The sequence below is a fragment of the Pseudomonas sp. GM18 genome (genome assembly GCF_000282195.1).
Taxonomy (GTDB): Bacteria; Pseudomonadota; Gammaproteobacteria; order Pseudomonadales; family Pseudomonadaceae; genus Aquipseudomonas.
Map to the genome: position 1 here is coordinate 77,177 of NZ_AKJT01000001.1, position 24,510 is coordinate 101,686.

Sequence of the window (24,510 nt, forward strand, 5' to 3'; positions counted from 1 at the left end):
TCAACCGTTTTGTGCAGCCTTGGCGTTTTGCAGTTGCCGGGCTTTTTCGGTGAGCAACGCTTTTTCTTCGGGGCTCATGTTGTCCAGACGCAACCGCGCCTGGGCCATTTTCTCCAACTGACCCGGACTGCTTTCCCGGGAGCGCAACGCCGCCGCCAGGCCCGCCACGGTCGGATGGTCAAACACCACGCCCGGCTGGATTTCGCACTGCAACAACTTGCGAATCCCGGCCACCAGTTTGATCACCAGCAAGGAATGGCCCCCGGCGGCGAAAAAGTCCCGGTCGATGCCCAGACGCTTAACCCCCAGCAACTGCGCCATGCGCGTCACCAGCAATTGCTCAAGCGCATCGCGGGGCTGCATGCCTTCATCGTCAGCCGAAGTGGACGCGAGTTGTTGCAAGGCCTTGCGGTCAACCTTGCCGTTGGCCAGTCGCGGGAAGCTGTCGATCAACTGCAAGTGCTGCGGCAGCATCACACTGGGCAGACGCAGCGCCAGTTCGTCGCGAACGGCATCGAGCAAAGTCGCCGAAGGCGCCTGATGCGGCACGATGAAAGCGAGCATCCCGTCTTGCGCGGACTGACCTGGCAACACCAGTGCTTGCGCGACCTGCGGCAAACGCAGTAACTCGGCTTCGATCTCTGCCAGTTCGATGCGGAAACCCCGCACCTTGATTTGCTGATCGCGCCGACCGTGCAACGCAATCGCCAGATCCGGGCGATAACGGGCCAGGTCGCCGGTGCGGTACAGGCGCTCCTGCGGATTGAACGGGCTCTGGATGAACACGTGCGAATCGGCCTCGACATTCACGTAGCCGCGGCACAACTGCGCACCGCCGAGGTACAACTCGCCCAGCACACCGACCGGCGCCAGTTGCAGGTTATCGTCGAGTACAAACACCTGATTGTTGTCCAACACCCGGGACAGAACGCCGGTGTCAGGCACAGCCGCATCCAGATGCAGCGGATGAACCAGCACGCCGACCGTGGCCTCGGTCGGGCCGTAGTGATTGAACACCCGGCAATCACTGCGCAAACCGGCGATCCGTTGCACCAATGCCTGGGCAATCGGCTCACCACCCAGCACCAGCGTGCGCGGCAGTTGCGCGCGTTCGCTGTCGAGCAGCGCGGCCAGGTGCGACGGAACGATCTTCAGGCAATCGATGGCCTGCCGTTGCAGGAAATCGGCAAACAAATTGCCGTCCTGCATTTGCTCATCGCTGGCCACATGCAGCGCGGCACCGTTGAACAAGGCGCCGAACAGCGCCGTGTTGCCCAGGTCCGCCGCCACCGTGGAGGTGAAGCCGAACTGCTGGCACTGCTCCAGCCCCAGGGCCTGGCTGACGTGAGCGGTGTAATTGAGCAATTGCTGGTGCTCGATGACCACGCCTTTCGGCACACCGGTGGAGCCGGAGGTGAACAGCACGTACGCCGCCTGATCGCCCTGTGTGTCGAGGGTGATGGCCGATGTGCTCGCCGGGGCCGATTGCAGCACACGGTCCACGGTCGCCAGAGGCAACGGATGATCGTGCCATTGCGCGATGTGCCCGGCGTCGACCAGCAGCAACGCAGCGCCGGCCTGTTCCAGCATCAAGGCTTGACGGGCTTGCGGCCATTGCGGGTCCAGCGGCAGGTACGCCGCGCCGATGCGCCACGCCGCGAGCATGGCGATCACCAGCTCCGCCGAGCGTGGCAAGGCCAGCGCGACGATAGCCCCCGGCGCCATGCCCTGGGCTTTTAATGCCTGGGCCAACACCTCGACCTTCGCTTGCAACTGCCCGTAACTCAGGCGTTGATCGCCGTCTGTCAGGGCGATGGCTTGCGGCGTGGTCCGGGCCCAGTCGGCAATGCGTTGCGGCAAGAACCGGCTATCGACCCGTGCTCGCGCTGGCGGGTTGATCGCCAGCAAGCGCTGTTGTTCGGCGGCTCCCAACACGTTCAGTCGACCGAGTTCGGCGTGAAGATTGGCGACGATGTTTTCGAGCAATACACGCAACTGCGCCAGCAACCCTTCCATCGCCTGAACCGAGTAACGGGACGGGTTGTAATGCAGGTGGAACGCGTGGGCGTTGCCCGCCTCGTCCGTTTCCAGTTCAAGCATTAATTCAAACAGTGCTTCGCGCACTGCCGAACGCGGAGTCCATTGCAGATCAGCGGACGTCGCGGCTTGCGTGGCCCGGCAAACGGCAAAACCATACGCCGGGCGAGCCGCCGTCGGCGCCAGTTCAGGCGACCAGTATTCCTGCCACGTACGGTGCTCATCCAGACGCGCCGCCAACTCCGCCACCCAAGTGCTGAACGCTGCATTCGCCGTCAGTGACAGGTTCAGCGGCAGGGTTTTCTCGAACACGCCCACGGCATCGCTGAAGTATTGGTAATCTTCGCGACTGTCATGCCGCACACCGACCAGCACCTGTTCATGCCCGCTGAGCCGCCCCAGCAACAGCCACCAGGCTGCTTGCAGCACCACACTCGGCGATTGCTCCAACGACCCGGCCACCTGCTGCAAACCGCTGCGCAGTGCCGGATCGAGAGTGAGCGTCAGCGATGCAGTGGCCGACGACAATCCAGGATTGCCGTTGCGATAGGCCAGCCACGGAGTACTCAGATCAGGATCGGCGCCTTGCAGGTGTTCCTGCCAATAAATACGTGCGCCGGCCGCGTCTTCGTCGAGCACCACTTCACTGCGCCATTCCAGGTACTGGGTGAATTCACCGGTCTCTTGGTCGTCCGCCGCCGTTGGTTGCCCATAGGCCCGCACCAATTGCTGATACAGCAACCGCACGCCGCTTTCATCGAGGCTGTGCCGGGCCAGGCCCAACACCAATTTCCATTGATCATCGGCCAGGCGATAGAGCACCGCTTGCGCGCCCTCGGATTCACCGACGACAAAAGCACGTTCCGCCCATTCGGTGAGCTGAGCCTGAATACCGGCCGGGGTATCGACCCGCGCCTGCACGCTCAGCGGGAAGTGCTCCGCCCCGCCGACGAACTGCCGAACACCATGGAAACCCGGGGCCTTGCCCAGCCGCGCGACCAGCATTGGCTGTTGCGCCAGCACGCTATCCAGTGCGCTTTGCATCCGCTGCGGATCGAGGGCGCCGCTGATCTCGACCTCCAGGAAATGCAGCGCATCACCACAGGCCGGGGCCTTGGGCAACTGCTCCAGCAACCGTTGCTGTTCAGGCGTCAAGGCGTAACCCAGGTTCTGCTGGTCCATCGATACCTCGTTCATGCTCCGGTTTCCTCGGTGTTCATTACGCGTTCAAGGGCGCTGCGATCGAACATGTCGCCCATGGCCACGACGATTTTGCGCGGGCCTTCGAACGGATCCCGGGCGTGAGCCACGAGCATGTTGTCCAGCAGGATCGCATCGCCTTTTTGCCAGTCGAAACGCACCGCGCATTCCTCGTACAACTCACCGATGCGCTGCATCACCTCGTCTTCGATCGGTGAACCATCGCCGTAATAGACATGCCGCGGCATGCGTTCCAGACCGAACATCGACAACAGGTCTTCACGCACGTCCGGCTCCAGCCAATAGATGTGATGCAGTTGCACCTGGTTGAAGAACGATTTGGCGCCGGTCACCGGGTGACGAATGATGGCCGGGCCTGGGGTGCGGGTTTGCAATTCGTTGTTGTCGAGCCAGTGCCATTCGATACCACCGGCCCGGCAACGAGCCTCGACTTCGGCACGGTCTTCGGTCTTGAAGAAATGCTGCCAGGACACGTCGAGGTTGTCGGTGAAGGTGCGCACGTAAAGCAGGCCTTTTTCCTCGAACTTGTCGCGCAGGTCCGCCGGCAGTTTTTCGTACATCAACCGGCAATCCACCACCGGAGTCGCACCGCCAATTGGCGCGGCTTGCTCGCAATAGAACATCTGCTTGCGCGGCCAGCGGTCCTGATGGGAGCTCTCGTTGTGGAACAGGATCATCTTGCGTTCCGGGTACGGCGTGGAGCGGTAGGTGTTCTTGCCGCCCTCTTTTTTCGGCAGATCGCCGTACTGGCCGTAAAGCCCCGGCTGGATCGCTTCGGCAAACGCCTCGAAGCCTTGAATGCCATCCAGTTCGAAACCACGGAACAGAATCCCGGCATGCCTGGCGAGTTTTTCTTCGATCAGCGGCCGGTTGTTGTTGATCCACTCGATCAAGTCCAGATGCGGCTCGTTCGGTTCCAGCAGCAGCGGGAACGGCTGTGGCGCGGCGATCAGCGATTCGCGTATCGGCGCCGGTCGGGCCTTGGCCGCCGGGGCGGCGCCGCGCTTGAGGAACTTGCCGAGTTTGTCGGCCTTGGGTCCGGGGACGGCAGGCTTGGCGGCCACCGCTAAATTGTCGACTGGCATGCTGATAGCTCCCAATTGAATGTCCTGATCAGCGACGATCTGTTCCAACAGGGCTATCCAGGCCTTCACCAGGTGCTGAATGCGCTCGTGTCCGAACAAGGTTGTGGCGAATTGCCAAGTACCCAGCAATTGCCCTTCTTCATCGTCAACGAACAACGCCATGTCGAATTTAGAATGGGTCTCCAGCGCCGGCAGCGCTTCCACGCTCAAACCGCCCATGGCCTGGGTGCGGCCCGGCAGGTTGTTCATCACGAACAACACCTGCACCAACGGGTTCATGCCCTTGTGTCGCGGCACGCCCGAAGCGTCGACGATCATGTCGAACGGCAGGTCCTGATGCTCCAGGGCGCTGAGCAGGGATTCCTGGGTCTGCGCGAGGAAGTTCGAGAACACCGCTCCGGCGTCGAACCGCGAACGCAACGGCAGGATATTGACGAAAAAGCCGATCAACCGCTCAAGCTCCGGCTGCTCGCGCCCGGCGACGTCAGCACCGACCAGCACATCGGCGCCACCGCTGACCTGGTGCAGCAGCACCTGGAACGATGCCAGCAGCGTGCTGTACAACGTGACGCCCGCGTCCATCGACAGCTTGCGCAGTGCGCTGGACAGCTCGGTGGTGAGCTGGAACCGCACCGCGTCGCCCTCATAGGACGGCGTCAGGCCGCGCGGGTTGTCCAGTGGCAACGTCAATTGCCCGCTGTAACCGGCGAGCCGGTCTTTCCAGTACGCGGCCTGTTGCCCCAGGGTCCCTTGCTCCTCGAGCGCCTGCTGCCAGAGCGCGAAGTCGGAATATTGCACCTCCAGCGCCGGCAGTGGCGTCAGGTCGCCGTCCTCGGCACGGTGGTAAATCTGCACCAGTTCGTTGATCAGAACCCCCATCGACCAACCGTCGGAAATGATGTGGTGCATGGCGTACAGCAACACATGCTCGGTCGGCCCCAGGTGCAGGATCCGCCCGCGCAACAGCGGCGCCTGTTCCATATCGATGGGTGTGCGTGCGTTATCCAGCGTCGCTTGCGCCACCTGCTCTTCCTGAGCACTGCGCGATAGCCCGGACAAGTCGATCACCGGGAAATCCAGCTCGACATGTTCGGCAATCAGCGCAATCGGATCGCCCTCATCGTCCTGGATATAAGCAGTGCGCAATACTTCGTGGCGGCGCACCACTTCGGCGAAGCTGCCCAACAAGCGCTCGACCGACAGCTCGCCGCGCAGGCGCAGGGCCATCGGCATGCCATAGGCGGAGGAGCCGCCGGACAGTTGCTCGGCGATCCACAAGCGGCGCTGCACCAACGACAGCGGCGCACGTTGCTTGATGCCGTGGGCCTTGAGTGCCACGGAACCAGCGCCTGCGCCCGTCGTTGGCGCGCCCTGCTGCTGGCGCATCCAGGTCGCCAGATCCTTGAGGCGCGGATGGTTGAACAGGTCACGCAGGTTCAAGGCGCCGGCCGTGAGTTTGCGCAGCCGTGAAACCGCCTGAGTCGCCAGCAGGGAGTGCCCGCCCAACTCGAAGAAGTGATCCTCGCGACCGACCCGGTCAAGTTCCAGCACGTTCTGCCAGACCGTCGCAATCTGCTCTTCGAGTTCGCCGACCGGGGCGACAAAGTCCCGCGACGATGCGCTGGCATCAATGCTCGGCAACGCCTTGCGATCGATCTTGCCATTGGGCGTCAGTGGCAGGGCTTCGAGGAACAGCGCATGCGCCGGCACCATGTAATCCGGCAGGCTTTCCTTGAGTCGTACGTTGAGTTGTTCGCGCAGCACGGCCAGGGCCGGGGCATCGCCAAGCGCCAGCGCCGGGTCATCAAATACCACGTAGGCAACCAACTGCTGACCCAACGCGCCCGGATGCGCCACGACCAGCGCCTGTCGCACGTTCGGCGCCTGCAGCAGACGGGCCTCGATTTCACCTAGCTCGATGCGGAAGCCACGCACCTTCACTTGATGGTCGATCCGCCCGACGTATTGCAACGTGCCGTCGGCCTGATAACGGGTCAGGTCGCCGGTGCGGTACAAGCGTTCACCGTTGCTGGCAAACGGGTTCGGCACGAACTTCTCGGCGGTCATCGCCGGGCGCCCCAGGTAACCGCGGGTGATGCCGGCACCGGCCAGGTACAGCTCGGCCGATCCACCCAGCGGCGCCGGTTGCAGATCGGCCCCCAACAGGTAGCTGGCAGTGCCGTTGAGCGGCCGGCCAATGTTCGCCGTGCCGCCGGCTTCGCGGCGACTCCAGGTGGAATAGGTGGTGTCTTCCGACGGGCCATACAGGTCGTAGACATGCTCGATGTGCGCCTGTTGGTACAACGTCTCCACCAGGCTCTGCTTCAATGGTTCACCGGCCAGGTTGATGATCCGCACGCTCGGCGGAATCTGCCCGGCATCCTGCAAGGCGGCAATGGCCGACGGTACGCTGTTGATCAGGCGCACCTGTTCCCGCGCCGGCAAGTGCGGCAGTTCCAGTGCATTGCGGGCGATGATCAGCGAGCCGCCGTTGGCCAGGGTCACAAACAGCTCCCACACCGACAGGTCAAAGCACACCGACGTCGAGGCCAGAACCCCTTGAATGTCGTCGCGGCTATACACCGACCGCGACCAGTGCATCAGCGCCAACACATTGCGATGAGTGATGGCCACGCCTTTGGGTTTGCCGGTGGAACCGGAGGTGTAGATCACGTAGGCCAGGTTGTCCGGGGTCACCGCCATCAGCGGCGCACTGTTCGGGTAAGCGGCCAGCCACGACTCGGCGGCGTCCATCAGCAGCACTTGGCTGCCCGCCGTCACGTTCAATGTTGCCGCAACAGCCTGTTCGGTCAGCAGCACCAGGGCACGGCTGTCCTCCAGCATGTAGGCCACGCGATCGGCCGGATAATCCGGGTCCAGCGGCACATAGGCGCCACCGGCCTTGAGCACCGCGAGCAACGCCACCAGCAAATGGTCGGAACGCTGCATCGCCACGCCAACGCGGACTTCCGGGCCGACACCGCATTCGATCAGTTTGTGCGCCAGACGATTGGCCCGCGCGTCGATGTCGACGTAAGTCAGCTGCCGATTGCCGAAGGTCACGGCCAACGCTTGCGGCTGGACGGCGACCTGACGCTCGATCATCTGGTGAATGCACAGTTCCTCGACGCCACTGCCTTCGCTGCGGTTCCAGTCACGCAGTACCCGTTGCTGTTCGGCTTGGTCCAGCAACTCCAGCTCGCCGAGACAACGCTCGGCGCTGGCGCTCATCTGGATCAACAGATGCTGCAACTGCGCGGCCAGAGTCGCCACGGTGGCAGCGGCAAAACGGCTGTGCTGATAGCTGAAATGCACCGTCAACCGGCTGTCCAGGCTCACCGCCAGCGTCAACGGGTAGTTGGTTTGTTCATGCCTGGCCACCTCGCCGAAGCGCAGGTCTTGCGGCGCGCCTTTCTCCAGCGCCTGGGAAATCGGGTAGTTCTCGAACACCAGGATGTTGTCGAACAGGGCTTCACCGCCCTGCCCGGCCCAGCGCTGAATGTCGAACAGCGGCGTATGTTCCTGCTCACGCAGCAACAGATTCTGGGCTTGCACTTGCTGCAACCAGTGCGCCAACGGTTGTTCGGCGCGGGGGCTGGCGATGACCGGCAAGGTGTTGATGAACAAGCCGATCTGTTGCTCGACCCCACTCAACTGTGCCGGACGGCCAGACACCGTGGCGCCGAAGCTGACGGTGTCCTGCCCGGTGTAGCGCTGCAACAACAGCAGCCACGCAGCCTGAACCAGCGTGTTGACGGTGACTTTCTGCCCCCGGGCAAAGGTGTTGAGGTCATCGGTGACAGCGGCGTCCAGGGTCAGGAAATGCTCGCCCTGCGAATCGAGGCCAGCCTGGTGGCCACGGTAAACCAGCGCATCGGCCAGGCGGGTCGGCGCTTCGAAGTCCGCCAGTTGCCCCTTCCAGAAGTGCTCGGCGACTTGCGCATCCTGTTGCGCCAACCACTGGATGTAATCCCGATAACGCCCCGCCGCGATCACCGGCGCCTGGCCGCTGTAGCGTTGCAGCACTTCGCCCAGCAGCTGCGAGTTGCTCCAGCCATCCATCAAAATGTGGTGGCTGGTGTAAATCAGCTGAAAGCGCTCGGCGGCGACTTGTACCACCACCAGGCGCAGCAGGGGCGCCTGATGCAGGTCGAAGCCCTGTTGCCGTTGCGCATCAGCCAGCGCCTCGAGCGCCTGCGGCAGGTCATTCTGCCCACGCCAATCATGGACAGTGAACGGCACCGGCAAGCGCTTGTGGATCACTTGCTGTGGCCGCTGCAATTCACCGTCCCAGACAAAACTGCTGCGCAGCACATCGTGCGCATCCATTGCCGCTTGCCAGGCCTCGCGGAAACGCTCGACCTGCAACCCTTCGACGTCCACGCACAGCTGATTGATGTAATCGCCGGCCTGTTGCTCGTAGAGGGTATGGAACAGCATGCCTTGCTGCATCGGCGACAGCGGGTAAATGTCTTCGACCTGGCGTGGCGTCACGGGCAACGCATCGAGCTGGCGTTGCGTCAACCCGGCCAGCGGGAAGTCCGACGGTGTCAGGCCCTGATGCCGAGCCTCACAGCAGTGCTCGATCAAAAGCCCCAGTTCCCGCGCATAAGCCTGCGCCAATCGGGCGATGGTCGATTGATCGAACATCTGCCCGCTGAACGTCCAGCCGATACTCAATTCGCCGCCATACACCCGGCCATTGAGGGTCAGCCAGTTGTCCAGAGGCGCCAGCGGACTTTGCTCCGCCCCCGCCGATTCGCTGGCCGGGGTGAACAGTGCGCCCGCCTCGTCGCCAAACCCGGCATCGAACTGGCCCAGGTAGTTGAAGGTAATGCGCGGCACGGGCAAGGCTTGCAACGCCTGGCGGGTGCTGTCGTTGCCCAGATAGCGTAGCGCGCCAAAGCCCAGGCCTTTATCGGGGATCGCCCGCAGTTGTTCTTTGATCGTTTTGATCGAGTCCTGCGGCGTGCTCGCCGGCGTCAGCCGGACCGGGAACAGGCTGGTGAACCAGCCCACGCTACGGCTCAGGTCGAGTTCTTCGAACAGCGCTTCGCGGCCATGGCCTTCGAGCTGGATCAGGGTCGATGCGTCGCCCGTCCAGTCCGCAATCACCCGCGCCAGCGCCGTCAGCAGCAGGTCGTTGACCTGTGTGCGATAGGCCGCCGGTGCCTCCTGCAACAGCTGGCGGGTCTGCTGTTTGTCCAGGCGGGTCTGCACATGCAAGGCGTGGCGATTGTGCAACTCGCCCTGCGGTCGATCGCAAGGCAAGTCATCGCGCGCATCCTGCAATTGCTCTTGCCAGAACGTCAGCTGAGCCTGCATTGCCGAGCTATCGGCGTGTTGCTGCAAGCGTCGCGCCCAGGCCTGGGTGGCGCTGGTTTTGGCCGGCAATTTGAGCGTTTGGCCAGCCTGCAACTGCTCGTAGGCCAGTTGCAGGTCTTCGAGCAGAATGCGCCAGGACACGCCATCGACCACCAGGTGATGGATCACCAGCAACAGTCGCTGGCTGCCATCGGCCATGTTCGCCAGCACCGCGCGCAGCCGATCACCGCTCGCCAGCTCGAGGCTGCGCTGGGCCTTCTCGCCCAATTGTTCGAGTGCTTCGGCATCCGCGACTTCAGCGGTCCACAGCAGCGGCGACTGTTGCCAGAGCGCCTGTTGCTCGGCCAGGGAGCGATGCTGCGCGGTCCAGCGGTCGCCCTGACGGGTGAAGGCCAGGCGCAACGCGTCGTGATGGCTGACCAGTGCCTGCAACGCACGCTCCAGGTGTTGGGCGTGCAGCGGTTTGGCGGACTTGAGCAGCACCGACTGGTTCCAGTGGTGCGGCTCGGCCATGTCGCGTTCAAAGAACAACTGCTGGAATGGCAGCAACGGTGTGTCGCCCGTGACCGGGCCCTGGTCGATGCGCAAGCCGCTGTCGCCGACCTTCGCCACCGCCGCGAGGCTTTGTACGTTCTGGTGCAGGAACAGGTCTTTGGGGCTGAAATGAATCCCCGCCTGACGCGCCCGGCTGACCACCTGGATCGAGATGATCGAATCGCCGCCCAGCTCGAAGAAGTTGTCGCAGATCCCCACTTGCGGTCGACCCAGCACGCTTTGCCAGATCTCCACCAACGCCTGTTCGATAGTGCTGGTCGGGGCGCTGTAAGCCTTGCTGCTGGCCGTGGTGTCGGCCTTGGGCAACGCCTTGCGTTCCAGTTTGCCGTTGGGGCTGACCGGCATTTTTTCCAGCCACTGCCAATGCTGCGGGACCATGTAGTCCGGCAAGGTCTGGCTCAGGTGTTGCTTGAGGCTGCGCTGCAAGGCGTTGCGAGTTTCATCGTCAGCGTGCAGCAGCACGTCGCGGGTCGGCACCACATACGCCACCAACAGCGTGCCGTCCTGGGCGATCACCACGGTTTCGCGGACTTCGTCGTGCTCGGCCAGGCGCGCTTCGATCTCGCCCAATTCGATGCGCAGGCCACGGATTTTCACCTGATGGTCCATGCGCCCGGCGTATTCGATCACTCCGTCGGCGCGATAACGCGCCAGGTCGCCGGTGCGGTACAGACGCTGGCCGTCACCGAACGGGCTGGTCGCGAAGCGCTCCGCCGTGAGCGACGGGCGACGGTGATAACCCCGGGCCAGGCCTTCACCGCCCAGGTACAACTCGCCGATCACCCCCACCGGTACCGGCGACAACTCGTGATCGAGAATGTAAGTGCCCAGGTTGGCGATCGGCTGACCGATCGGCACGCTGTCGCGCCCTTCCTCGATGCACGTCCAGTGCGTGACGTCGATGGCCGCTTCGGTCGGGCCATAGAGGTTGTACAGCCCGGTATTCGGCAGCTTGGCAAACACTTGCTGCTGCGCATCCACTTGCAGGGCTTCGCCACTGCAGACGATCCGGGTCAGGCTGCTGCACTGACCCACCGAAGGGTCTTGCAGGAACGCCTGCAACATCGACGGTACAAAGTGCAGCGTGGTGATGCGTTGCGCAGTGATCAACTCGATCAACTGCGCCGGATCACGATGAATGCCCGGCGCGGCCACCACCAGGGTCGAGCCGGTTAGCAGCGGCCAGAAGAACTCCCAGACCGACACGTCAAAACTGAACGGCGTTTTTTGCAGCACGCTGTCCGTGGCGTCGAGCCGATAGGCCTGTTGCATCCAGCACAGGCGATTGACCAGCGCCGAATGACGGTTACCCGCGCCTTTCGGTTTGCCAGTGGAGCCCGAGGTGTAGATCACATAGGCAAGGTTTTCCCCGTCGAGGTCAATGCCCGGATTGGCATCGCTGCGGCCTTCCAGCCAGTCGCCGTCCTGATCCAGCACCAGGCTGCGAATGCCGGCCGGGATCGGCAATTGCTCAAGCAAATGGCTCTGGGTCAGCAACAATTGGATGCCGCTGTCTTCAAACATGTAGGCCAAACGTTCCTGCGGGTATTCCGGGTCCAGCGGCAAATAAGCACCGCCGGCCTTGAGAATCGCCAACAGGCCCACGACCATTTCCACCGACCGCTCGACCGCGATGCCCACCAGCACATCCGGGCCGACGCCCTGCTCGATCAGCACGTGAGCCAGTTGGTTGGCGCGGCCATTGAGCTCGGCGTAGCTCAAGCGTTGCTCGGCAAACACCAGCGCACACGCCTGCGGGGTTTTACCGACCTGCTCTTCGATCAGCGCCTGCACGCTGCGATGCAACGGGTAGTCGACGGCGGTGGCGTTCCAGTCGACGACCGTCAGTTGCCGCTCGCGGTCATCGAGCAATGCCAATTGCCCGACCGGACGGTGGATGTCCTCGACCAGGCCCTGCAACAGATTCAGCCAGTGCCGGCCCATGCGCTCGATGGTCGATGGCTCGAACAAATCGGTGGCATAGGTCAGCGAGGCGTGCAGGCCTTGCGGGTTATCACTGGTGTCCAGGGTCAGGTCGAACTGCGCGGTGCGGTGCTCCCAACTGAGGCTTGCAAGCTCGATACCCGGCAAGGATTCGGCCAGCGTCGAGGCCGCTTCGCTGCGATGGTTGAACATCGCCTGGAACAGCGGGCTGTGGCTCAGGTTACGTTGCGGTTGCAGCGCATCGACCAGTTGCTCGAACGGCAGATCCTGATGCATCTGCGCCGCCATGGCCGTCTGCTTCACCTGTTGCAGCAATTGAGCCCCGGTCAGCTGGCCGTCGAACTCGGCGCGCAGCACCTGGGTGTTGACGAAGAAACCGATCAGACGTTCGGTTTCCAAGCGGTTGCGGTTGGCAATCGGTACACCGACGCGGATATCCGCCTGGCCGCTGTAGCGGTGCAGCAAGGTCTGGAACGAGCCGAGCAACAGCATGAACAGCGTGACGTTTTCGCGCCGGGCCAAGGCCTTCAGGGCATTGCTCAGGGATTCGTCGAGGGTGATCGGCAGACGCGCGCCACGGAAACTTTGTTGCGCCGGGCGCGGATGATCCAGTGGCAGCTCCAGCAGCGGCTGTTCGCTGCCCAGTTTTTCGCGCCAGTAGGCCAATTGCCGATCCCGTTCGCCGGCGGCCATCCATTGACGCTGCCACACCGCGTAGTCGGCGTACTGCACCGGCAATGGCGGCAGCTCGGCCGGCCGGCCCTGGCTGATCGCCGCATACAAACCCATCAGGTCATCGATCATCACCTGCAACGACCAGGCGTCGGAGACGATGTGGTGCAGGGTCAGAATCAGCACGTGATCCTGCTCGCCCACCTGCAACAGGACGAAACGCACCAACGAGCCGTCGAGTACATCGAACGAGCGTTGCGTTTCCTGTTCGACGAAGGCCTTGATGCTCGCTTCATCGCTGGCAGCCAGACGTTGCTCGACAAAGCTCACGCGACCTTGCGGGCGGATCACCTGCCAGGTCCGGCCATCTTCCTCGACGAACGCCGTGCGCAGGCTTTCGTGGCGCTCCACCAGCGCCTCGAAGCTGCGTTGCAGGGCATTTTTGTCCAGCTCGCCGCGCATCCGCAGCGCGGTCGGGATGTTGTAGGCGGCGCTGTCGGGGTCCATTTTCCACAGGAACCATTGCCGCTCCTGGGCAAAGGACAGCGCCAGCGGTTGGTCACGGTCGACCCGAGTCATTAGCGGCGACTGCTCGCCCGGTTCGGCGCCCAGCGCCTGGACGAAATCCTCCAGGGTGCTGTGCTCGAACAGGCTGCGCAACGGCACCTGAATGTCCAGCACCCGCCGCACCCGGGACACCACTTGGGTCACCAGCAGAGAGTGCCCGCCCAGCTCGAAGAAGTTGTCGGTCAGGCCCACGCGATCCAGCTTCAGCACGTCCTGCCAGATGGCGGCGACTTGCTGTTGCCGTTCGCTCTGCGGCGCGACATAACACGCCTGCAACTGGCTCGCGTCCACCGCCGGCAATGCCTTGCGATTGAGTTTGCCGTTAGGCGTCAGCGGCAGGCTGGCGAGAAACAGCAGGTGCGCCGGGACCATGAATTCCGGCAGGCATTCCTTGAGTCGCGCCTTGAGTTCATCACGCAGACGCAGTTGATCGTCGGCGGCATCGAGGTCCAGTTGCGGCGCGACCACATAGGCCACCAGTTGCTGGCTGCTCAGGGCTTCCTGCGCCAGTACCGCGACTTCGCGGACCGCTGGCTGCTCCAGCAGACGCGCTTCGATTTCACCCAGTTCGATACGGAAGCCGCGGATCTTCACTTGATGGTCGATGCGCCCCATGTATTCGAGCACGCCGTCGTGACGATGGCGCGCCAGGTCGCCAGTGCGGTACAGCCGCGCGCCGTTACCGAACGGGTCGGGCAGGAAGCGCTCGGCGGTCATCGCCGCACGGTGGTGATACCCCCGGGCCAGGCCGTCGCCACCGATCAGCAGTTCGCCAATCGAGCCTGCCGGGTTCGGCGCCAGATCGTCGCCCAAAATGTACAGCGTAGTGTTGGCAATCGGTTTGCCGAGGTACGGCTGGCGCTGCTCGCGGGTCAGCTGCCAGGCCGCCGACCAGATGGTGGTTTCGGTCGGGCCATAAAGGTTCCAGACCTGCCCCGCCAGGCCAAGCATGCGCTGGGCCAGGTCATCGGCCAGCGCTTCACCACCGCAGAGGAATTTACAGCCTTGCAGGATGGGAGCCTGTTCGTGGTCGAGCAACATGCGCCAGGTCGACGGCGTGGCTTGCACCACGGTGACTTCCTGTTGCCGGATCATCTCCAGCAGTGCTTGCGGATCCTGGGCGGTTTGCTTGTCCACCAGCACCACACGAGCACCGCTGAGCAGCGGGCCGTAGATTTCCAGGCCGAAAATATCGAACGAGAACGTGGTCAACGACAGCATGCGGTCCCGGGCCTCGATGCCCGGCTCCTTGACCATGCTCACCACAAAATTCACCAGCGCCTGATGGCGCACCATCACCCCTTTGGGCTTGCCGGTGGAGCCGGAGGTGTAAATCGCATACGCCAGGTTTTCTCTGCTGATCGATACCTGCGGATCGGCTTCGCTGTAACCGCGAGCGTGCTCGCCTTGCGGATCGAGCAACAGGGTTTGCACGCCGGTCGGAATCGGCAAGTGCCCGATCAAATGCGCCTGGGTCAGCAGCAGTTGCAGACCGCTGTCCTCGATCATGTGCGCCAGACGGTCTTCAGGGTATTGCGGGTCCAGCGGCACGTAGGCACCGCCCGCCTTGAGAATCGCCAGCAGCCCGATCAGCATTTCCAGGCTGCGGTCGATGGCGATACCGACCAATTGATCCGGGCCGACGCCCAGTTCGATCAGCCGATGGGCCAACTGGTTGGTCTGGCGATTGAGTTGCGCATAGCTCAACGATTGCCCGTCGAACACCAACGCCGTGGCCTCTGGCGTGCGCCGGGCCTGGGCTTCGATCAATTGATGGATGCAGCGGTCGGTCGGGTATTCGGCGGCGCTGCGGTTCCAGTCGACCAGCATCTGCTGTTGTTCGGTTTCGTCGAGCAGGGCCAGTTCGCCCACCCGCTGCTGTGGATCGGCAACCAGGCTGCCGAGCAGGTTTTGCCAGTGCCGTGCCAACCGCTCGATGGTCGCGCCGTCAAACAGGTCGGTGGCGTAGGTCAGTTGTGCACCGAGGCCTTCGGGGCCATCGAACGTCTCCAGGGTCAGGTCGAATTGCGCGGTGCGCGATGACTGATGCAAGTGGCGAATCGTCAGCGCTGACTCGCCCGTGCCCTGGCGGCTTTGGCTGGCGCCGGTGCTCTGGTGGTTGTACATCACCTGGAACAGCGGGCTGTAACTCAGGCTGCGTTCCGGTTGCAAGGCTTCGACCAGTTGTTCGAAAGGCAGGTCCTGATGCGCCTGGGCGGCCATCGCGGTCTGTTTGACCTGGGCCAGCAGCGTGCTGAACGTGGCCTGAGCATCGAACTCGGTCTTGAGCACCTGGGTGTTGACGAAGAAGCCGATCAGCCGCTCGGTCTCGACCCGGTTGCGGTTAGCGGTGGGCACGCCGACGCGGATGTCGGCCTGGCCACTGTAACGATGCAACAAGGTCTGGAACGACGCCAGCAACAGCATGAACAGGGTGACGTTTTCGCTTTTGGCCAACGCCCTCAGGCGCTCGCCCAGTGCCGGCGGCAACGCCAATTCATGACGGGCGCCACGCAGGCTCTGCACCGCAGGGCGCGGGTAATCGGTGGGCAATTCCAGCACTGGATGCTCGTTGCCCAAGTGCGCCTGCCAATACTCCAACTGCCGCTCGCGCTCCCCGGCTTCCATCCAGTGCCGTTGCCAGATGCCATAGTCGGCGTACTGGATCGACAATGCCGGCAAAGCGAGTTCGTGGCCCTGGCGGTAAGCGCCATACAGTTGCAGCAATTCGTCGACCATGACCCGCATCGACGCGCCATCCGAGGCAATGTGGTGCTGGGTCAGGGTCAGCACGTGCTCCTGCGCGCCAAGGCGCAGCAGGCTGACGCGCAACAGCGGCCCGTTGACCAGGTCGAACGGCTGCCCGGTCTGTTCGGCGACGAACGCTTGAATCTGCGCCTCTGGCGGCAGGGCATCGGGGCTTTCATCCAGTTCATGCACGGCGACGGTCAGGTTCATGTACGGATGAATCACCTGCACCGCTTGCTCATCCTGCTGCCGGAACGTCGTGCGCAGGCTTTGATGACGGGCAATCAGCGCATTGAAACCGCGTTCGAGCGCCGGCACGTCGAGCTCGCCCTGCAATTGCATGGCACTGGGAATGTTGTAGGCGGCGCTGTCGGGGTCCATCTGCCAGAGAAACCACTGGCGTTCCTGAGCGAAGGACAGCGGCACCGGATCGAACTGCGACTGTGTCTCGGGAATCGGCAGGTTCGCCGGCGAAACACCTTCCTCAAGCATCTTCTGCAGATAGACCCTGCGCTTGTCGAGCGGCAAAGTAATGAAACGCCGGGCGATCTTCAAAGCGACATTGGTATCCATCAAGCTTCCTCCATTTCGTCAAGCAGGGCGTCCAGCTTGCTCAGTTTCAACGTATCGACCTGCTCACCTGCGGTTGCCAGACTGCTGACGAAATCCGTGAGTACGGGGTGTTGAAAAATCAGTTGTGGGGTCAGTTTCAGGCCCAGTTCCAGTTGCAGGCGTGAAACCACATTGACGGCCAGCAACGAGTGGCCGCCCAGTTCGAAAAAGTTATCCAGCAGGCCGACACGCTCGACTTGCAGTACGTGCTGCCAGATCGCCGCGACCTGCTGCTCGCGCTCGCTCTGCGGGGCGACATAACGCACCTGCAAATGACCGCCCTCCACCGTCGGCAACGCCTTGCGGTCGAGTTTGCCGTTGGGCGTCAATGGCAGATTGGCGAGGAACAACAGGTGCGCCGGGACCATGAATTCCGGCAGGGACTCCCTGAGCCGTGCCTTGAGTTCATCGCGCAGGGACTGCTGATCGTCGGCGGCATCGAGGTCCAGTTTTGGTGCGACCACATAGGCCACCAGTTGCTGAGTGCCCAGGGCTTCCTGCGCCAGCACCGCCACTTCGCGGACCGCTGGCTGCTCCAGCAGGCGCGCTTCGATTTCACCCAGTTCGATGCGGAAGCCGCGGATCTTCACTTGATGGTCGATTCGCCCTCGGTACTCGAGCACGCCATCGGCCTGATAGCGGGTCAAATCACCGGTGCGGTACAGGCGCTCGCCATTGCTGGCGAACGGGTTCGGCACGTACTTCTCGGCAGTCATGCCCGGCCGCCCCAGGTAACCCCGGGTAATACCGGCACCGGCCAGATACAGCTCGGCGGACACGCCCAGCGGCACCGGCTGCAAGTCGGCATCCAGTAGATAACTGGCGGTGTGCTTGAGTGGCCGGCCAATGTTCGCCGTGCCACCCGCCTCGCGACGGGTCCAGGTGGAATAAGTGGTGTCTTCCGACGGGCCGTAAAGGTCGTAGACATGCTCAACGGTCGGTTGCCCATAAAGCGAGTCGACCAGCGACTGCTTCAGCGGCTCACCGGCGAGGTTGATGATGCGTACGCTCGGCGGAATCTGCCCGGCACTGTGCAGCGCATTGATCGCCGACGGCACGGTGTTGATCAGGCGCACCTGATCCCGCGCCGGCAATTGCGGCAACTCCAGGGCGTTGCGGGCGATGATCAGCGAGCCGCCGTTGGCCAGGGTGACAAACAGCTCCCATACCGACAGGTCGAAACACACCGAAGTCGAAGCCAGCACACCCTGAATGTCGTCGCGGCTGTAGACCGATTGCGACCAGTCGATCAACGCCAACACGTTGCGATGGGCGATGGCCACGCCTTTGGGCTTGCCGGTGGAACCGGAGGTGTAGATCACATAAGCGAGGTTATCCGGCGTGACCCGAGTGACCGGGGCGCTGCGCGGATAGTCCGCCAGTTGCGCCTCGATCCGCTCCATCAGCAGCACTTGGGTGTGCGCCGCCACGTTCAATGTTGCCGCAACAGCCTGCTCGGTCAGCAGCACCAAAGCGCGGCTGTCTTCGAGCATGTAGGCCACGCGGTCGGCCGGGTAATCCGGGTCCAGCGGCACATAGGCGCCGCCAGCCTTGAGCACCGCGAGCAGCGCTACCAGCAGGCTGTCGGAACGCTGCATCGCCACGCCGACCCGAACTTCCGGGCCCACGCCCAGTTCGATCAGCTTGTGGGCGAGTTGGTTGGCGCGGCTGTCGAGCTCGGCGTAAGTCAGTTGTCTGGCCGCGAAGGTCACCGCCGGCGCATCCGGTTGGGCGGCGACCTGGCGGTCGATCAACTGGTGAATGCACAGCTCCTGGGCGAAACCTTCATCGCTACGGTTCCAGTCCAGCAACACTTGCTGCTGCTCGGTTTCATCCAGCAGTACCAACTCGCCGAGGCGGCGTTCACCGGCGTCGATCATTTGGCTCAACAGGTGCTGCAAATGAGCCGCCAGTCGGGTCACTGTCGCCGACGCAAAACTGCCGCGTTGATAGCTGAAGTGCATCGACAGTTGCGTGTCGAGACTCACCAGCAAGGTCAGCGGATAGTTGGTTTGCTCGACACTTGCCACCGGACCAAAGCGCAGCCCTTGCGGGGCGCCCTGCTCCAGGGCCTGGGCAATCGGGTAGTTCTCGAACACCAGAATGTTGTCGAACAGCGCTTCACCGCCCTGCCCGGCCCAGCGTTGAATATCGAACAGCGCGGTGTGTTCGAACTCGCGCAACGCCAGGTTTTGCCCTTGCACCGCTTGCAGCCAATCAGTGAGCGATTGCTCGGCCCGAGGACTGGCGATCACCGGCAAGGTGTTGATGAACAGCCCGATCTGTTGCTCGACACCCGACAAGTCCGCCGGACGACCGGCGACCGTCGCGCCGAAGGCCACGGTGGTTTTCCCGGTGTAGCGTTGCAGCAACAGCAACCAGGCCGCCTGCACCAGCGTGTTGACGGTGACTTTCGCGGCCCGGGCAAACTCGCCCAGACGCAGGGTCAGATCAGTATCCAGCACCTGGAAGTGATCGCCATAACCTTGGCTGTCGATAGACGCTTGCGGCTTCGCGACGGTCTGGGCCAGGCGCGTCGGCTCGTCCAGCGCGTGTAGCGTCGGGGTCCAGAACGCTTCGCTGGCGGCCGAGTCCTGGCGTTGCAGCCAGGCGATGTAATCGCGGTAACGTCCGCTGTGAGCGGCGTTGAACTGGCCGCTGTAACGCTGTAGCACTTCGCCGAGCAACTGCGAGTTGCTCCAGCCGTCCATCAGGATGTGATGGTTGGTGTAGATCAGGTGATGACGGTGGTCGTCGATGCGCGCAATCACCAGCCGCAACAAGGTCGGCGCGCTCAAGTTGAGGGCTTGGCGTTCCGCGTCGGCAAGCGACTGCAAGGCCTGATCGCGCTGCGGATGGGCGCGTAAATCATGCAGGCTGTAAGGCATCTGCGCGTGTTTGCTGACCACCTGCACCGGGTTTTCCAGTTCGCCCTGCCAGACAAAGCGCGTGCGCAGAATGTCATGGGCCTCCACCGCCGCTTGCCAGGCCTGATGGAAACGCTCGGGGTCGAGTCCGTCGACGTCCAGGCGAATCTGGTTGATGTAATCGCCGGTGGTTTCTTCGTACACGGCATGGAACAACATGCCCTGCTGCATCGGCGACAGCGGATACAGGTCTTCGATCGACTGCGGCGCCAGCGGCAAGCCGTCCAGTTGTGCCTGGCTCAAGCGCGCCAGCGGGAAGTCCGACGGAGTAACGCCGTGCTGCCCGGCCTGACAGCAATGGGCGATCAACGCTTGCAGTTCCAGTGCGTAATCGTCGGCCAGCGCTTGAATGGTCGCCTCATTGAAGCGTTCGCGACTGAAGGTCCAGCCCAGGTTCAGTTCGCCGCCATACACCTGGCCATTGAGGGCCAACTGGTTGGCCAATGGCGCACGGGCGTCCAGTTCATCACCGGCCGGGTCACTGCACGGTACGAACAAGGCGCCGTCGGCTTCGGTGAAGCTGCCGTCGAACTGGCCCAGGTAGTTGAAGGTCAGGCACGGCACCGGCAATTGGCTGAGGATTTGACGTGCAACGTCGTCCCCCAGATGGGCCAGGGCACCAAAACCGAGGCCCTTGTTCGGGATCGCGCGCAGCTGTTCCTTGATCTGTTTCAGCGAGCCGCCAAGGTCCGCAACCGGCGTCAATTTTGCCGGGTACAGGCTGGTGAACCAGCCGACGGTGCGGGTCAGGTCAACGCCGTCGAACAGCTCTTCCCGACCATGGCCTTCGAGCTGGATCAACGCGCTGTCGGTCCCGGTCCAGCGCACCATGACGCGGGCCAGAGCGGTCAGCAGCAGGTCGTTGACCTGAGTGCGATACGCCGCCGGAGCGTCTTGCAGCAGTTGCCGGGTCAGTTCCTTGTTCAGTTGCGTGCGCACCGTCAGTGCATGCTTGTTCTGTTGCCCGCCCTCGGGGTTATCCGCCGGCAACGCCACGTCGGCGCCGTGCAACTGCTGTTGCCACCAGCTCAGTTCGCTGCGCAATTCAGCACTGCGGGCGTAGGTTTGCAGGTGCTCGGCCCAGACCTTGGCCGCACTGGTTTTGGCCGGCAATTGCAGGGTCTCGCCGCTCAACAGCTGACGGTAAGCGGTCTGCAGATCGTCAAACAGAATCCGCCACGACACGCCGTCCACCACCAGATGGTGGATTACCAGCAACAGTCGCTGAGTGCCGTCATCAAGGTTCGCCAACACCGCGCGCAGCAGCGGCCCGTGTTGCAGGTTCAGGCTGCGTTGCGCTTCGTTGGCCACAGCTTCCAGTGCCGTGGCGTCGGCGACGTCGACCGCCCAGACCAACGCCTCGGTCTGGCTGCCCGGCGCGCGGTATTGCGCCTGCCAGACCTCAGCCTGTTCGACAAAACTCAAGCGCAAGCCATCGTGGTGCACAACCAGCGCGCCCAACGCCTGCTCAAGCACATTGGCATTCAGTTTTTGCGTCGGCTTGAGCATCACTGCCTGGTTCCAGTGCTGACGCTCGGGGATGGTCTGCTCGAAGAACAGCTGTTGCACCGGCAACAACGCCAGTTCGCCGGTCACCGGCCCTTGATCGATGACCTGAGCCGGCTCACCCAACCGCGCCACCGTGGCCAGTGCCTGGATGGTCTGGTGCTGGAACAGGTCTTTGGGGGTGAAGCGGATCCCGGCCTGACGAGCGCGGCTGACCACTTGAATCGAGATGATCGAATCGCCGCCCAGTTCGAAGAAGTTGTCGCTCAAACCAACCTGATCGAGTTTCAGCACGTCCTGCCAGATCGTCGCCAGTTGCTGCTCCAGAGCACTTTGCGGCGCCACATAAGCTTGCTGCAATTGGCTGACGTCTGGCTTGGGCAGGTTCTTGCGGTCGAGTTTGCCGTTGGGAGTCAGCGGCAGGCGCTCAAGCAGCAGCAAATACGCCGGGACCATGTGCGCCGGCAGCGCGACTTTGAGTTGCTCGCGCAGGCTGTCGGCGAAATCAGCCTGTTCGGCATTGAGCGCATCAGCGACCACATAAGCCACCAGGCGCTTGCCGCTGCCGGCGGTGCCTTCCTGGGCGACCACCACCGCTTCGCGCACACCTTCAAGGGCTTGCAGGCGCGCTTCGATTTCCCCCAGTTCGATGCGGAAACCGCGAATTTTCACCTGATTGTCGATGCGATCCAGGTAATCGAACGTGCCATCGGCCCGCTGACGCACCAGGTCGCCAGTGCGGTACAGCAAGCCACCGACCGCACTGAACGGATCGGCGACAAACCGCTCTGCCGTCAGCCCGGGACGGTTCAGATAACCCCGGGCCAGACCGGTGCCACCCAGGTACAGCTCACCGGCCATGCCTTGGGGCAGCAGGTTCAGGTCGGCGTCCAGCACGTAAGCGCTGCGGTCACCGATGCGACTGCCGATTGGCGCATAGGCCGCGCCGCACGGCACGTCGCGCCCGGCCTTCCAGATCAGCGGCGTGACCACGGTTTCGGTCGGGCCGTAGCCGTTGATGATGTAGTCCGGATCGAGCGCACGCTTGACCCGCTCGAAACTGGCGTTGGGCACGGCATCGCCGCCGAAGCAGTAGATCCGCACCTTCGGTGGGTTACCTTCACGTTCGGCGTGTTCGGCCAGTTGTTGCAGGTAGACCGGCGGGAACGCCACCACCGTCACGCCGTGCTCACGCATGGCGTTGTAGGTCTGTTCCGGCGTCCACAGGCTGTCGTCGCGAATCAGCAGCGAAGCGCCGTGGGTCAGGCTGGTCAGCCAACGCTCATGGGCGCCGTCGAAGGCGAAGGACATGAAGTGGAATTCGCAATCACTGTCACGCATTTCATAGCGCTGGCCGATGGCCTGGCAATGCATCGCCAGCGGGCCATGGGCGACGCTTACGCCTTTGGGGTTACCGGTGGAGCCGGAGGTGTAAATGACGTAAGCGAGGTTCTGCGGATCGAGCTGCACCTTGGGCGCCGTGAGGGCTTGGCTGCGCAGATCGAGACGGTCGAGTTCCAGCACCGGGACCGAATCATCCACCGGCAACTGCGCAGAAACCGACGAATCGGTGAGCAACAACGCCAGCCCCGAATCCTCGATCAGATAGGCCAGGCGTTCGCGCGGGTAGCTGGTATCCAGCGGCACGTAGGCACCGCCGGCCTTGAGCACCGCCAGCAGCGCGACGATCACCCCTTCGCTACGCGGCAAGGCCACGCCAACCCGGCTTTCCGGGCCGACACCCCGCGCGATCAAAGCGTGGGCCAACTGATTGGCGCGTTGGTCGATGTCGCCATAGCTGAAACGCTGGCCGGCGAAGATCACCGCCGTGCGTTCCGGGCGCTGGGCGGCGAGTTCGGCGATGCGCTGGTGCACGGCGACATTCACCGGGTACGGCTGCGGCTGGTTATTGGCCTGTTGCTGCGCCAGCTCGGCAGCGCTGGCCAGGGCGATTTCACCGAGGTTGCGCTCGGCCGACTCGGCGAACTGCTCCAACAGTTGCAGCAGGTGCGCACTGATGCGCTCGATCGCGGGCGTTGCGAAATGCGCCCGGTCGAAGCTGTAATGCAGCGCCAGGGTCTGGCCCAGCGTCACGGCGACGCTCAACGGATAATGGGTTTGCTCAAGGTTGGCGACGTCGCCAAACACCACGCCTTGCTCCGCGCCCTGTTGCAGCGCTTGGGCAATCGGGTAGTTCTCGAACACCAGAATGTTGTCGAACAGCGCTTCGCCGCCCTGCCCGGCCCAGCGTTGAATGTCCGCCAGCGGCGTGTGTTCGAACTCGCGCAGGCTGAGGTTTTGCGCCTGCACCGCTTGCAACCAGTGGCCGACGCTCTGGTCCGGACGCGGTGCGCCGATCACCGGCAAGGTATTGATGAACAAGCCGACAGCTTGCTCGATGCCGGGCAAGTCTGCCGGGCGCCCGGCCACCGTGGCGCCGAAGGCCACGGTTTCGTGGCCGGTGTAGCGTTGCAGCAACAACAGCCACGCGGCTTGCACCAGGGTGTTGAGGGTGACTTTCTGTTGCCGGGCAAAGGCTTCAAGGCCTTGGGTGCGACTGACGTCCAGGGTCTGGAAGTGATCGCCATGCCCGCTCTGGTTTTCGTTGCCGGACACCACCCGCGCCAGTCGGGTCGGCTCTTGCAAGGAGGCCAACGGCTCGCGCCAGAAATCCTGGCTCGATTGCGCGTCCTGACACTGCAACCAACCGATGTAATCGCGATAGCGTCCACCGGAGGACACCGGCGCGCGACCGCTGTAACGCTGCAAGACTTCGCCGAGCAACTGCGAGTTGCTCCAGCCATCCATCAGAATGTGGTGATGGGTGTAAATCAGCTGCCAGCTATCGGCTGCGGTGTGCACCAGCACCAGTCGCAGCAACGGCGCCTGGCTCAGGTCAAATCCTTGTTGGCGTTCGGCATCGGCCAGTTCATTCAGGGCCTGAAGCTGATCGTCACGCTCACGCCAGTCGAGCACGGTGAACGGCAACTGCACCTGTTTGTGGACGATCTGCACCGGTTGCTCCAGTTCGCCCTGCCAGACAAAACCAGTACGCAAGATATCCTGAGCATCGACCGTGGCCTGCCAGGCGGCGCGGAAACGCTCGGGCTCGATGCCTTGCACATCCATCCGCAACTGATTGATGTACTCGCCCGCCGCCTGCTCGTACAGGGTGTGGAACAACAGCCCCTGCTGCATCGGCGACAGCGGATAGAGGTCGTCGAGTTGGCCAACAGCCACCGGCAGTACATCAAGTTGCGCCTGGGTGATGCGCGCCAGCGGGAAGTCCGACGGCGTGGCTTGTGGAGCTT

Annotated in this window: 3 protein-coding genes (1 of these 3 running past the window's edge); all 3 read right to left on the minus strand. The window is 63.1% G+C overall.

The genetic code is table 11. The features are described from left to right. Tightly spaced (each overlapping or abutting the next), the 3 genes in view from PMI21_RS27500 to PMI21_RS27490 form a layout consistent with a single transcriptional unit that may run on beyond the window. On the minus strand, positions 1–3,234 hold the full coding sequence (locus PMI21_RS27500) for a non-ribosomal peptide synthetase (protein WP_007933115.1): 3,234 nt from the start codon (positions 3,232–3,234) through the stop codon (positions 1–3). Continuing rightward, positions 3,231–16,727, minus strand: coding sequence for a non-ribosomal peptide synthase/polyketide synthase (locus tag PMI21_RS27495; protein ID WP_007933117.1), 13,497 nt, complete (start codon positions 16,725–16,727; stop codon positions 3,231–3,233). The genes PMI21_RS27500 and PMI21_RS27495 overlap by 4 nt, the downstream gene beginning before the upstream one ends. After that, positions 16,727–24,510: the 3' portion of a non-ribosomal peptide synthetase gene (locus PMI21_RS27490; RefSeq protein WP_007933119.1), read on the minus strand. 4,597 nt of this gene lie beyond the right edge of the window; 7,784 of the gene's 12,381 nt are visible here — the last part of the coding sequence; its start codon lies beyond the right edge, outside the window — the gene reads right to left on this strand; it ends in the stop codon at positions 16,727–16,729. Before PMI21_RS27490 ends, PMI21_RS27495 begins: the two co-directional genes overlap by 1 nt.